Genomic DNA, 12,422 nt, shown 5'->3' with positions numbered 1-12,422 from the left:
AGATTCGTTGTAACCACGAAACACGGCGGGTTTCCGGCTGCAAGTCCCATTTCTAGAAAATGCTCTGCGGCATCTCATGATGTCTACCAGGACGATAGTACGGATCACCGCATTTATCGGTAAAGAAGCGAATTCGCCGAGCAACTGGAACGATTGGCAGCGGATCCGTTTGGTCCACCGGTGCAGTCGTATCATCGGATCGACTCAAACCGATAGGCACCGTCACTGCTGCGACCCATCATCGACCAGCTCCGAACGCAAGATCAGCGCTCACGCCACGCAACGCTCGTTTCCGAGCGGCGCGGGAGTGCAGTGCGTGCACCACTCTCCCGCGCCGTGCAGGCGCTGGCGGTGCGTCCGCGCCATCGCCTGGAACGAATGGGCCTGAACCCATGAGCTGCTGCCATTCGCGCTCGGCCGCGCTGCGCAGGCGCGACTGCTTCACCGCATCCACACGGGCGCCGTCGAGCAGCGGGAATGTGACCAGCGAGATCTCCCAGAGATCGACCTGATGCAGCCGGCGGATGCGCGTCTTCGGATCGATGGCGCCGTGCCGGGTGCGATAGCCGATCGACAGGCCGTCGACGGCGCCGGCCTTGAGCAGCGCGAACAGTTCGCGCGCCCGCGTTACTTCGGGGATCAGCTTGCCGCGCGCCCACAGCCCGCGAAAATCCTCGCGCAGCTCCAGCCAGATGCCGATCGGCTCCGATGGATCGTGCTGGAACAGCATCGGGATGCGCCGGACACCGCGCTGCTGCAGCGTCAGCTTGAAGGCGCCAGGCATCACCATGTCGCGCGCCTGGTCGACGGCGCCGAACAGCGAGGCATAGCCCTCGATGATCCCGTCCGGCGTCAGCGCCAGACGTGCAGGAGTGGGCGCGGGCGCGAGCATGGGCGGCCTCGGGGGAGATGAAAGATGTGGTGAAGAAAAGCTCTGTCAGCAGTGTCCCTCCCCCCAGCCGCGCAGCGGCGCAGTGGGGAGGGTCAGGGTGGGGTGCCTCCACAAACGACATCGCTTGTGGAGGCACCCCACCCGTCTCGAATGCCCAAGCGAAGCTTCGCTTCGCCAAGGCGTTCGATCCACCCTCCCCATTCGCTTCGCTCCGGGGAGGGAAAAGAACTACTTCGCGCGGCGCGCCGGCTTTCGCCGCAGCGACGGATTCCTGTTCGGCGCCTGGCGCTGCAGCTGGTCGAGATGCGCGAGGAATTCACGAAACACGGTCAGATGATTTTTGGCGGCCTTGGTCTCCGGCCGGATCGAACGCAGCACGTCATGCAGGCGGTCCATCATCGCACTCCTGAAAGCGCGATCATTCGCGATCGCTGTCATTGTCATTCTCGGCATTGCGCCCGCGCCGCCCCACGCGGCGATTGAACAGCGCCAGCTGCCGCACGAATTCATCGAACCGCCGCGACGCGCCGGCGAGTTCGCGCAGTGCGAACAGCGCAGCCAGGCTCGCCACCGAGGCCCACAGGAACAGCGCCAGATGCGCGAGATCGCCGCGGGTGAGGAAGGTGTCGATCAGCTCGGAGATCACGGTCATGGCAGTCACCCAGCCGCAAACACGCCGTCCCCTCGCGGGGCAGCGTGCATGCGCATTCCAGATTGTCAGAAGCGCCGATGCCGGAGCGGCGGCGCCTTGGTGGCGGTCAGGGCCTGACCGCGATCAGCTCCGCCGGTCCGCCCGGCACGGCGTCATCGAACACGCCGATCACCAGCCGCCCGGTCGCCCAGGCATTGGTGTCGAGATTGCTGCGGTGCTGCAGCAGCAGCGGCCCGTCGGGATGGCGGTCATGGCCATGCACCACATGCTTGCCGCCGAGCCCGCTGTCATCGTCATCGGCATAGCGCTTGGTCAGCAGCAGCAGCGGCTCTTGCTGGCGCAGCGGCCGCGCGGGATCGACGCCGGCATGCACATAGACGCGATGCGTATCCTCGTAGAACAGCGGCCGGCCGTCGAGCCAGGCGATGTCATGCACCGGCACATCGGCGGCCTCACCGCCATAGGAGGCCAGCGCGGTGTCGCCGCCCTTGGTGAGCCAGTCGTCCATGGCGATGTCGCCGCGCAGCGCAGCCACCATCAGCGCATCGTGGTTGCCCTTCAGCATCGCCGTCCGCCACGGCGCCGGCATCCCTGCCCGCAGCCGCGCGATCACCCCGCGCGAGTCCGGCCCTTTGTCCACGTAATCGCCAAGCACGACCAGCGTCAGCGCGGCGCCCGCCGCATGGGTATCGATACGCGCCAGCGCGGCATCGAGCAGATCGCGGCGGCCATGCAGATCGGGAATGACGTAAGTGAGCGGCATGCCGCGATCCTAGCCCAACCTGTCGCCGCCCTCCACCGGCGCATAGCCGACGGCCTCGCGTTTTTCGTTCAGCGTCAGGAACGCCGCCGCATTGACCCGCTCCCACAGCGCGACACGGTCGCCTGCCAGCGCGTCGATGCGATCGGTGTCGATCTCGACGCGGACAGCCTCGCCATATTCGCCGGCCAGCCACTGCGCCAGCGCATGGCCGGTGCGCGCGGCCAGCGGCAACACGGTCTGGCGGAAGAACACGCGATTGGCCTCGGCGAAATTGGCGAAGGTGTTGTCGCCGGGAATGCCGAGCAGCATCGGCGGCACGCCGAAGGCCAGCGCGATCTCGCGCGCGGCGGTGTGACGGGCGTCGAGGAAATCCATGTCCTTCGGCGTCAGCGCCATCGGCTTCCAGTCGAGCCCGCCTTCCAGCAGCAGCGGCCGCCCGGCATTCACCGCGCCCTGGTAGTTGCCCTCGAGTTCGCGCTTCAGCCGGTCGAATTGCGCATCGGACAGCACCGAGCCTTCCGCACCGGCATAGACCAGTGCGCCGGAGGGCCGCGCCGCATTGTCGAGCAGCGCCTTGTTCCATTTGGCCGAGGCATTGTGGGTGTCGAGCGCGGTGGCCGCGGCATCGATGGGCGCGAGGCCATAGTGATCGTCGAGCGGATGAAAGAAACTGAGATGCAGGATCGGCGGCACTTTTGCCGACGCCTGGTCGAAGCGCAGGCTGCGGCCGTTGACGGTGTACTCATAGGCCTCGGCCCAGCCATCGCTGCCGGCGATGAGCTTCATGCGGTCCGGCCGCAGCGCATGGAGTTCGCGCACGCGCTCGTCCAGCGTCACGGATTCGATATAGGCGTTGCCGGCGAGCAGCAGATGCGCATAGAGCGTCTCGAAGAAAACGCTGCCATCCTGCCGCGGATTGGGCCGCGTCAGCAATTGCATCAGCGGATGGGCTTCGCGCTCATCGGCGCCATCGAACACGAGGAAGCGGCACGCCGCCGCATTCTCCGCGATCAGCCGGACAGCGCGATGCACGATGGCATTGGCGATATAGCCTTCGCGGGCCAGCGACGCATAGTCCTTCGCCGTCCACCGCGCGCGGCCTTCATACTGGAAGGCGAGCAGCTTGGCCGTCCGCGATGCCTTGGTCTCCGGCGCGGCGAGATAGGCTTTCAGGCGTTCGAACATGATGTAATCCATGCTATCTGTGTCCCGGACGCGATGCGGCATTCTTCATGCCGCTTCGCAGATCCGGGACCGTACCAAGCGCCGGAGTTCGTGACGGTCCCGGTTCTGCGAAGCAGCGCAAATGCGCTGCATCGCGCCCGGGACACAGGGGGAGAACGTGCCGCGGCGCTACTTCGTCTATATCCTCGCCAACACACGACGTGGCGTTCTGTATGTCGGCGTCACCGGCGACATCATCCGGCGGATGACCGAACATCGCGCCAAACTCGTTCCTGGCTTCACGAGTGGATACGGTGTGACGCTTCTGGTCTATATCGAGGAATACGCATCAATCCTCGAAGCTCGCGCGCGTGAACACGCACTCAAACGTTGGCGACGGAGCTGGAAGTTCGAATTGATCGAAAGCCTCAATCCCGAATGGCGCGATTTGTCCGAAGATCATATTCTCTGACCGTGTCCCGGACGCGATGCGGCGTTCCAAGCGAAGCGACGCAGGTATGCCGCATCGCAGAGCCGGGACCGTACCAAGCGCCGGAGTTCGTAACGGTCCCGGTTCTGCGAAGCAGCGTTGCACGCTGCATCGCGCCCGGGACAAGGGTCACAGCGTCCTGATCCTCGGCCCGTCGCCACGGCGCCCGAGCGCCAGCGAGGCGACCGCCCAGATCAGCGCGTCCAGCCGGTCCGGTGACTTGCCATTCGACAATCCCGAACTGGCGAAATCACACAGCTCGTCTTCCAGCTCGGGAAACGCGCCGACATGTTTCACGCGGCCCTGCTCATAGAGCGCCGCCACCGGCTCGGCGCGCATCCATTTTCCCCGCGAGGCGCGCACCTGGGTCACATTCACACTCGCGTCGATCTCGTTGATCACCGTGCGCACCATGTCGCCGCCCTGGTTGACCTCGACCACCAGCGCATCGGCCTCCAGCCGGTGCCACAGCGCGATCGCCTTGCTGGCCCACATGGTCGGCGTCGCGCCGCTGACGCTGTCATCGGCCAGCACGAAAACCATGCCGCCCTCCGCGAGCCCCGCCGCCACGATCCCGCAGGCATCGGCGCGCTTGCTCGATGTCGCCGGCGGATCCACCGCGACGACGATGCGTTGCAGCCCAGGCGCCGCAGCCACGCGGCACTGCTCCAGCAGCGCGCGCGACCACAGCGCATCCGGCCGATCCTCGATGATCTCGCCATCCAGCTCCTGTCGTCCCAGCCGGGTGCCGGCATAGCGCGCCATCACATGGCGCAGGAATGTCGGTGCCAGATGAAACGCATTCGCCGCCGTCGCCGCGCGCGTCACGGCTGTCGACGGATCGGCGAGCAGGCGCTTCAGCAGCTTGCTCGGCCGCGCCGTCGTCGTGATCAACTGCCGCGGCCCGTCGCCGAGGCGCAAGCCGAATTGCAGCATGTCGAACGCCGCCTCCGCCTGCCGCCACTTCGCCATCTCGTCGGACCACGCACAGTGAAACTGCGGGCCGCGCAGGCTCTCCGGATCTTCCGCCGAAAACACTTCGGCGATCGCGCCATTCGCCCATTCCAGCCGCCGTCGCGATGGCGACCACAATGGCCGCTCGTGCCGTGCATGCACGCCAAGAATGCCGGAGACACCCTCGATCATCACCTCGCGCACGTCATGCTCGGTCTCGCCCACCAGTGCGATGCGTCCGGCCACGCTGTCCGCGAACGGCGCCCTGCCCAGCGCCTGCGCGCGCACCCATTCGGCGCCGGCGCGCGTCTTGCCGGCGCCGCGGCCGCCGATCAGCAGCCAGGTCAGCCACGGCTCGCCACTTTGGGCGCATCGCGGCGGCACCTGATGCGGATGCGCGAAGACCTCCCAGCACTCACTCAGGAATTCGATTTCCTCCGGCAGCATCGTCTGCCACAGGAACAGCCGGTCCGCCGGCGAGCCTGATGTCCAGACGTCGAGAAAGGCGCTCACGGAGTTCGTCGAGATCGCGGGGACGGTCGGGGTCGGCGGATCGCTCGCGACCTGAGGCAGTGTCGTCATCTGCGCGTCTCCGCCTGCCGGCCTCGAGCTCCTTGCGAAGTTCCACCGTCACACGCGCCAGCGCCGCCACGGCGCGCGCATGGCGTTCGGCATCGCTCGGTGCGCCCTCGCCGCGGTTGGGATCGCGCATGATCGCATCGATCTGATCAAGCTGGCCGTCAATCGTATTCACGAAACGCGCGATCAGCTGCGACTGGGTGCGCGATCGCTTGCGTCTGTCGGGAGCTACCGAGGCATCGACCGGCGCTACTGGAATTTCGGATTGCACCTGTTCGGGCTCAGTCGCCTTCTTGCGCGTTGATTTTCGTTGCGGCGATTTTTTCGGCGTCGCCTTCACGCGTTGCGCTGCGCGCACCCCGAGGCCCGCATAGACCATTGTCGCGGCGACGGTTCGCTTGCGAAGCGCAATGCCGGCAAGCCTGCGCGCCTCCGCATCGTCATCAATAGCGGCGTTCGCCGCCGGGTCCGCGTCGTCGCATAAGGAAACAGCCCGCACCGGCTTTGTCGCCGGTCGGGCTGTCGTCGTCCTGGCCATGTGCGTTACTCGCTGTGCTGGCGTTCCCAATCCGTCGTCGTTGGCGCGTGACTACGTCCGGAAGAACACGAACCACACCACCGCCAGAATGATCACCGCGAGACCCGTGCTCATCGACAGCAGCGCGAGCACCGACGGTCCCGGCTCGGCCTGTCGTGCCTCGGTAGCGGATTCAACGATCTGTTCATTCTGCTTTGTTGCCATGGCGTCCTCTCTCTGCTCGGGCGCAATGAACCATCTCGCCCGGGTGCCTTCAGGCACTTCATGGAATGGGCGCGCATCGCCCTTGGTCCAAAAGCAACGCGTCATCGGAAGTGATGTTCCGAGGCAGAATGACATCGAAATGAAGGTGAAAACGCCCGCGATTCGAGGCGTTGCAGCGAAGCTGCCGGCCTTAGAACCCAATTGTGGAGCATGCCGTAAACCTACTTCGGCAGCGCGACGCTGTCAAGGCATAAAATCTTAAAGCGGATATAAATCTCTCAACCCGACGTTTCGCCAGTGGTGTCAGAGCGTTGCGCCGTCATTGCCGAGGCGGCCGCGACCAGTTCGCGCCGGGCGCGCTTCTGATCTCGTAGGGATAGTCGATATTAATCACGCAATTGCCGCGCATATCGGCTGCCGCCTGCAGGCATTGCCGATAATCGTAGAACTCACAGATCTGTGGCAACGGAAATCCCCGCGGCCCGGTGATCAATACGCAGTAAGGTGGGATGCTGGAGCGCGCGCCCTTCGCGGGCCGCGCATCGGCTGGCGCCGATGCGATGGTGAGAAGGGCGGCGGCGAAAATTGCAAATCGGCAAAACGGCATATCGGTCCCTGGCTGATGTCGATCACCGCATACGACGGCTGCGCGGCGTTGGCGATGTGGCAGAACCGCCGCGATATTCGACATTGCCAACGCAATTGCCGCGCGTTCCGACGGCGGCAGCGCTGCATTGCTCGTATGTCGTATAGATGCAGTTGCCCACATAGGAGCCGGAGCCGTTGGCGCCGCTCTGGGCGATGCAGTATTGCGCACCGTCAGCCAATACCGGCGCGGGCGCAGCAAGAAGAAAACCGGCGGTGGCCAGGCCGGCCAGCGCGGGCAATCGCAAATCGAAGGTCATGGTAATGCCCCATATGAAAATGCGCGGGCGAATGCCCGCGCAAGATCATATAGGCGGCGTCGTCGCGACGGATAGTACATTCACGACATTGCGTTCCGGCAAGACAGCCACGTCCATTGCGGAATCACGCGACGGCGGCAAGGCGAGCCGGCGGCCAGCGCATCCCGGACACGACCGGGACCGGCCACCCTCGCCGATCCTATTTCAATGACGTGTTGACGTCGGCGTAGCGGCCGTTGAGCGTGGTACCGAGCCCCTGCACGGCGGCAATGATCGCGAGACTGATGCCACAGGCGATCAGTGCATATTCGATCGCGGTCGCGCCGGACTCATCTTTTGAAAATCTTGAAATCAAACGCAGCACTTCTGCCTCCTCGATCCGGCGCCGAAATTCTTCCGTCGCCGTGTCCCGCAATTGTTCCAACCTAGTGGTCAGAAGTTGCGGTCGAGTTCATGAACAGCATCAATTATGAATTAATCGCGTGGTAACTATGTGCGCCGGCGCGTGGCGATCGCGCGCATGCACCGCGATCACGCCGCATGCCGGATCTTTGATGCAAATTGCGTGCGTGCGGCGCACGACCGAAAGTTGTTGCCAACAAAATTTGCTGCGATTAGCTTTCGCCCGTGACTGGCTACCATTGACGATCGAACCTCTCATCGGTGCGACTCGCTGATCCCGGAGCCTTCAAGCAACGCATCGATGTGAGTCCCTGACGTAGCTCACTTGGACGCAGCTCTCTTGCGAGACCGTCTGGCTCGCTGCTGTTGATGCATTTTTGACGTGTTCTGTGACTGTCCGTGACGGGAAATCCGTCATCGCCCTCGCGCTTGTGCGTGATGGATCGCGAGAGCGTGCCTTAACGCGCCTCGTTAGGCCAGAACGGCCCGACTGATCATCGACAAACCACCCGTCTTTCTCGCGGTGTCCTCCGTTTTGCTTCACCGATGCCCCCGCGCATTGGAGCTATGTCGCTTGGTTGCAGCATCGGCCCACCGCGCCATGAGGGAGTGGACGAAATGAAATCGCATATCGTGTCGAAAGCCATGGCGACGGCGCTGCTCGGATGCGTCGTGCTTCTCGCGAGCGTTGCCGCGGCAGCGCCATTGAAAGTCACGCTCGGCATCGACGCTGAGGCTGCGCGCGATCGTGTCATAGCCGAGATCGCCTATCGCGGTGGCGGCGTCGCACGTCGCACCACCGTCGTCGGCCCGCGTGGCGGCGTCTATCGTCGCACCACCGTGGCCCGCGGAGCTGCTGTGCGACCGGGCTGGCATGGCGCCGGCACACGCTGGGCTAGACCGGGCTGGTATGGCTGGCCGGTCGGCGGCGCCATCGCGGCCGGTGCCGCCATCGGTGTCGTCTCGGCAACGGCGGCGACAGCATGGGCCGGTGCCCCGCCTGCGCCCGGCATGTGCTGGTACTACACCGATCCGTCGAAGACACAGGGCTTCTGGGACTATTGCCGGTAGGTGCGTGATGTCTCAGTTGGATGTCGTGCGTGAACCTGTCCGGGAGACGCCGCAGTCAGCAGACGACGTGCCGGCGCCAGCCGATATGGTCTGGATCGCCGGCGGCACATTCGTCATGGGATCGAATGATCACTACCCGGAAGAGCGCCCCGCGCATCGCGTCGCCGTGGATGGCTTCTGGATCGACCGCACGCCGGTCACCAACCGGCAGTTTCGCGAATTCGCGCGCGCCACAAACCATGTGACCTTCGCCGAAATCCCGCCCGACCCCGCGCACTATCCCGGCGCCTTGCCGCACATGCTTTATGCAGGCTCGCTCGTCTTCATGCCGCCGCGTCAATTGCGCGGCCTGGACGACTGGAGCCAGTGGTGGTCCTTCCTCAAGGGCGCCAACTGGCGCCGGCCGACCGGCCCCGGCAGCAATCTCGGCGGCAAGAACGCGCATCCCGTCGTGCACATCGCCTATGCCGACGCCCTCGCTTATGCCCGATGGGCCGGCAAGGATCTGCCGACCGAAGCCGAATGGGAATTCGCTGCACGTGGCGGACTCGGTAACGCGGAATATGCGTGGGGCAACGAACTGGTCCCCGGCGGCGCGCACATGGCCAATACCTGGCAGGGACAATTCCCGCGCGAAAATCTCGGCACCGATGGTTTCGAGCGCACCTCGCCGGTCACCGCCTTTCCGCCCAATGGCTATGGCGTCCACGACATGATCGGCAATGTCTGGGAATGGACCTCTGACTTCTGGTCCGCACATCACGAGCCCGACGCTGCAAAACCCTGCTGCATTCCGCGCAATCCGCGCGGCGGCCGTGAGACCGACAGTTTCGATCCGCGCCAGCCAGCCATTTCTATTCCGCGCAAAGTGCTGAAGGGCGGCTCGCACCTGTGTGCCCCCAATTACTGCCGCCGCTATCGCCCCGCCGCCCGTCATGCAGAACCTGTCGATACGTCCACGAGCCACGTCGGTTTCAGATGCGTCCTCAGAAATGGGAGTCAGTGATGAGTGAGACCAAGCAACCGCTTCCCGATCGTCGCAGCATCCTTCTCGGCGGATCGGCGCTCGTCGCCGCCGCAACAGGCGCCTTCGCACAATCGCAAAAGGCCGCGCCTGCCCCCACGGCAGCGCCTTCGCCTGCGTCATCGTCAGGCCGCAAGCCCAACATTCTCGTCATCTGGGGCGACGATATCGGCATCGCCAATATCAGTACATATTCGAACGGGCTGATGGGTTATGAGACGCCGAATATTGACCGCATCGCCCGCGAGGGCATCAAGTTCCAGCACTATTACGGCGAACAGTCCTGCACCGCTGGTCGCGCAGCCTTCCTGACCGGACAGCACGGTATCCGCACCGGCCTCACCAAAGTCGGCTTCCCCGGAGCGCCCATGGGCATGAGCCAGCTGGACCCATCCATCGGCGGCCTGATGAAGAATCTCGGCTATGCCACGGGCCAGTTCGGCAAGAACCATGTGGGCGATCGCAACGAATCCCTGCCGACGGTGAATGGCTTCGATGAATTCTTCGGCAATCTCTATCACCTCAATGCCGAGGAAGAGCCGGAACTGCCGGATTATCCGAAGGACCCGGCCTATCGGGCCAAGTTCGGTCCGCGCGGTGTCCTGCGCTGCAAAGCCTCGGATCGCGACGATCCCACGGTCGATCCGCGCTTCGGCAAGATCGGCAAGCAGACCATCGAGGATACCGGCGCGCTGACCAAGAAGCGCATGGAAACCATCGATGACGAAACCTCGGCCGCCGCCATCGACTACATGAAGCGACAACAGACGGCCGGCAAGCCATTCTTCGTCTGGTTCAATTCCACCCGCATGCATTTGCGAACGCATGTCCGGCCCGATCACCGCGGTCGCTACCCTCACGGTGACAGCGAATATATTGACGGCATGATGGAGCATGACGACACCGTCGGCGCCTTGCTGAAATCGCTCGACGATATGGGCATCGCCAATGACACGATCGTGGTCTACTCGACCGACAACGGCCCGCATATGAATACCTGGCCCGACGGCGCCATGACGTGGTTCCGCAGCGAGAAGAACTCCAATTGGGAAGGCGCCTTCCGTGTGCCCTGCCTGGTCCGCTGGCCCGGCGTGATCCAGCCGGGCACCGTGACCAACCAGATCATGAGCCACAATGACTGGATTCCGACGCTCGCCTCCATCGCGGGCGAACCGGACATCGTCAACAAATTGAAGGCGGGCTACACGGCCAACGGTATCGCCTACAAAGTCCATCTCGACGGTTACGATCAGTCCGCCTTCCTGCGCAATGTGAGCGGCAGCGCCACGAATAACAACGGCACCAAGAGTGCACGTGATAAATTCTTCTACGCTGACGACGATGGCCTTCTGGTCGGCATGCGGCAAGGCGACTGGAAACACGTGTTCTCGGAACAACGCAAGGAAGGGACCTTGGGCATATGGGGTGAGCCTTTCACCACATTGAGGATGACGAAGCTCTTCAATCTCATGCAAGACCCCTTCGAACGCGCCGACATCACGTCGAACACCTACTATGACTACTTCCTCAACCACGGGGGGTTGGTCTACGGGCTGATGGATGACGTCTTCCAGTTCGTGGCGACCTTCAAGGAATTCCCGCCGCGCTCGTTCCCGCCAAGCTTCAATCCCGCCAACATTCTCGAAGGCATGATGGACGGGATCAAGCAGAAGAAGGCGCTCACCGAAGGCGTCGACATCGACAAGGTGCGCGGCGGACTGAACCGCATGATCCGCGAGCAGATGCAAACGCGCTGACGATCAAGTCCCCGGCCCTTCTGGCAATGGGCCGGGGTGACCGAGCACCAACGGAGGGTGGTGATGTTCACGGCGTTGTCCTGCATTGTTCGACGGCTTGCCTTGGCTGCCTTTCTGATGTCGGCCTGCTGCGCCGGTTTCAAAGGCGCAGTCCATGCGCAATCCAGCCCCTCTGCTGCGAAGGCGCTCTCCGACCAGGACATCAGCGATGCCTGGATCTATCTGTTCGGACGCCTGCTCGTCATCCGGCAGCAGCAGCTCGATTTCAGGGACGGTTTCAAATGGAACGAACTGGTCCATCGCAAACCCGGCGCCGTCGACTGGCCCAATCCCAATCTCGACGTCGCCTATTCCGAAGCCTGGGTCGCGGCCGATGCATCGAGCTGCACCATCGTCACGGTGCCGAAGATCACCGGCCGCTATTATACGGTGCAGTTCCTCAATGGCTGGGGCGAGACCCTCGCCAATCTCAATGAGCGCCTGTTTCCCAACAAGCCCGATGGCGATTTCGCTATCTGCCTGCGCGGTGCCGATGTCACGCTGCCCGCGGATGTGCGTCGGATCGACTTCCCGATCAAATATTCCCGCGTGCTGCTGCGCGTCGAACTCGGCGACAACTGGGATGACGCCGTGCGCCTGCAGCGCCAGTTCACCATGCGCGCCACCGGCACACCGGCCCTTCCCACGCTGCCGAACACGCCCGGCTTCGACCTCGAGAAAATCTCCGGTGTCGAAGTCTTCGATGTCGCCGACATCGCGCTCGACAGCGAAGCCGATCTCAATCCCGGCCTCGAGAAACAGGCAGCGAATGCGCGCGCAATCCAGCAGGCGATCAGGGAACCCGGCGAGCGCGCGCGTCTCGCGAAAATCGTCGAGCAGAAAGCCCATGCGGATTTCGCCCGATACGGTCCGCCCATCGGCCACGGCGTCATCGTCAATGGCTGGGCGCGACCCGCTGTCGTCGGCATCTACGATGTCGATTACATCGCGCGCACGCTGATCAACTATGGCGGCATCTGGGCCAACA

General features: G+C 63.9%; 16 protein-coding genes. 5 read left to right on the top strand and 11 right to left on the bottom strand.

Features of this window, described 5'->3' with window-relative positions; translation table 11 throughout:
- Positions 1-238 precede the first annotated feature (238 nt).
- The 5 genes from ACIQ17_RS23875 to ACIQ17_RS23855 form a co-directional block, all read right to left on the bottom strand.
- Positions 239-892 (bottom strand): HK97 family phage prohead protease, encoded by a 654-nt coding sequence (locus ACIQ17_RS23875; protein WP_398471689.1) that lies wholly within the window; start codon positions 890-892, stop codon positions 239-241.
- Positions 893-1,120: 228 nt separating this feature from the next.
- Entirely contained in the window at positions 1,121-1,288 is a 168-nt protein-coding gene (locus tag ACIQ17_RS23870; protein ID WP_398471688.1) for a hypothetical protein, read from the bottom strand.
- A 22-nt stretch (positions 1,289-1,310) separates the two neighbouring features.
- Entirely contained in the window at positions 1,311-1,535 is a 225-nt protein-coding gene (locus ACIQ17_RS23865) for a hypothetical protein (RefSeq protein WP_398471694.1), read from the bottom strand.
- Between the two features lie 115 nt (positions 1,536-1,650).
- Positions 1,651-2,307: a metallophosphoesterase gene (locus tag ACIQ17_RS23860; protein ID WP_398471687.1), complete on the bottom strand. Its 657-nt coding sequence runs from the start codon at positions 2,305-2,307 to the stop codon at positions 1,651-1,653.
- Positions 2,308-2,316: 9 nt separating this feature from the next.
- Positions 2,317-3,492: a phage portal protein gene (locus tag ACIQ17_RS23855; protein WP_398471693.1), complete on the bottom strand. Its 1,176-nt coding sequence runs from the start codon at positions 3,490-3,492 to the stop codon at positions 2,317-2,319.
- Between the two features lie 157 nt (positions 3,493-3,649).
- Between ACIQ17_RS23855 and ACIQ17_RS23850 the strand changes: the two genes are divergently transcribed.
- Positions 3,650-3,943 carry a GIY-YIG nuclease family protein gene (locus ACIQ17_RS23850; RefSeq protein WP_398471686.1) on the top strand — a complete coding sequence of 98 codons (294 nt, stop codon included), beginning with the start codon at positions 3,650-3,652 and terminating at the stop codon, positions 3,941-3,943.
- Positions 3,944-4,090: 147 nt separating this feature from the next.
- Here the strand turns inward: ACIQ17_RS23850 and ACIQ17_RS23845 are convergent, their stop codons facing one another.
- The 6 genes from ACIQ17_RS23845 to ACIQ17_RS23820 form a co-directional block, all read right to left on the bottom strand.
- On the bottom strand, positions 4,091-5,362 hold the full coding sequence (locus ACIQ17_RS23845) for a DNA-packaging protein (RefSeq protein WP_398471692.1): 1,272 nt from the start codon (positions 5,360-5,362) through the stop codon (positions 4,091-4,093).
- Entirely contained in the window at positions 5,331-6,032 is a 702-nt protein-coding gene (locus tag ACIQ17_RS23840; RefSeq protein WP_398471685.1) for a hypothetical protein, read from the bottom strand. The genes ACIQ17_RS23845 and ACIQ17_RS23840 overlap by 32 nt, the downstream gene beginning before the upstream one ends.
- Positions 6,033-6,083: 51 nt before the next feature.
- Complete coding sequence (locus ACIQ17_RS23835) at positions 6,084-6,236, bottom strand: hypothetical protein (RefSeq protein WP_398471683.1); 153 nt, start codon at positions 6,234-6,236, stop codon at positions 6,084-6,086.
- 319 nt (positions 6,237-6,555) lie between these two features.
- Positions 6,556-6,843 carry a DUF3551 domain-containing protein gene (locus ACIQ17_RS23830; protein WP_398471691.1) on the bottom strand — a complete coding sequence of 96 codons (288 nt, stop codon included), beginning with the start codon at positions 6,841-6,843 and terminating at the stop codon, positions 6,556-6,558.
- Between the two features lie 22 nt (positions 6,844-6,865).
- Positions 6,866-7,141: a DUF3551 domain-containing protein gene (locus ACIQ17_RS23825; protein ID WP_398471682.1), complete on the bottom strand. Its 276-nt coding sequence runs from the start codon at positions 7,139-7,141 to the stop codon at positions 6,866-6,868.
- Between the two features lie 199 nt (positions 7,142-7,340).
- Entirely contained in the window at positions 7,341-7,505 is a 165-nt protein-coding gene (locus tag ACIQ17_RS23820) for a Flp family type IVb pilin (RefSeq protein WP_398471681.1), read from the bottom strand.
- Between the two features lie 656 nt (positions 7,506-8,161).
- On the opposite strand from ACIQ17_RS23820, the gene ACIQ17_RS23815 reads away from it, so the two are divergent.
- The 4 genes from ACIQ17_RS23815 to ACIQ17_RS23800 form a co-directional block, all read left to right on the top strand.
- Entirely contained in the window at positions 8,162-8,614 is a 453-nt protein-coding gene (locus ACIQ17_RS23815; protein WP_398471680.1) for a hypothetical protein, read from the top strand.
- Positions 8,615-8,699: 85 nt separating this feature from the next.
- Complete coding sequence (locus tag ACIQ17_RS23810) at positions 8,700-9,620, top strand: formylglycine-generating enzyme family protein (protein ID WP_398471690.1); 921 nt, start codon at positions 8,700-8,702, stop codon at positions 9,618-9,620.
- Positions 9,620-11,395 (top strand): arylsulfatase, encoded by a 1,776-nt coding sequence (locus ACIQ17_RS23805; protein WP_398471678.1) that lies wholly within the window; start codon positions 9,620-9,622, stop codon positions 11,393-11,395. The genes ACIQ17_RS23810 and ACIQ17_RS23805 overlap by 1 nt, the downstream gene beginning before the upstream one ends.
- A 63-nt stretch (positions 11,396-11,458) precedes the next feature.
- The coding region (locus ACIQ17_RS23800; RefSeq protein ID WP_398471677.1) for a DUF1254 domain-containing protein at positions 11,459-12,422 on the top strand (964 nt) is incomplete at its 3' end.

This window comes from Tardiphaga sp., from assembly GCF_044340795.1.
Lineage (GTDB): Bacteria > Pseudomonadota > Alphaproteobacteria > Rhizobiales > Xanthobacteraceae > Tardiphaga.
Note: the sequence above shows the minus strand (reverse complement) of the source record. Positions and strands in the feature narration are given on the sequence as shown.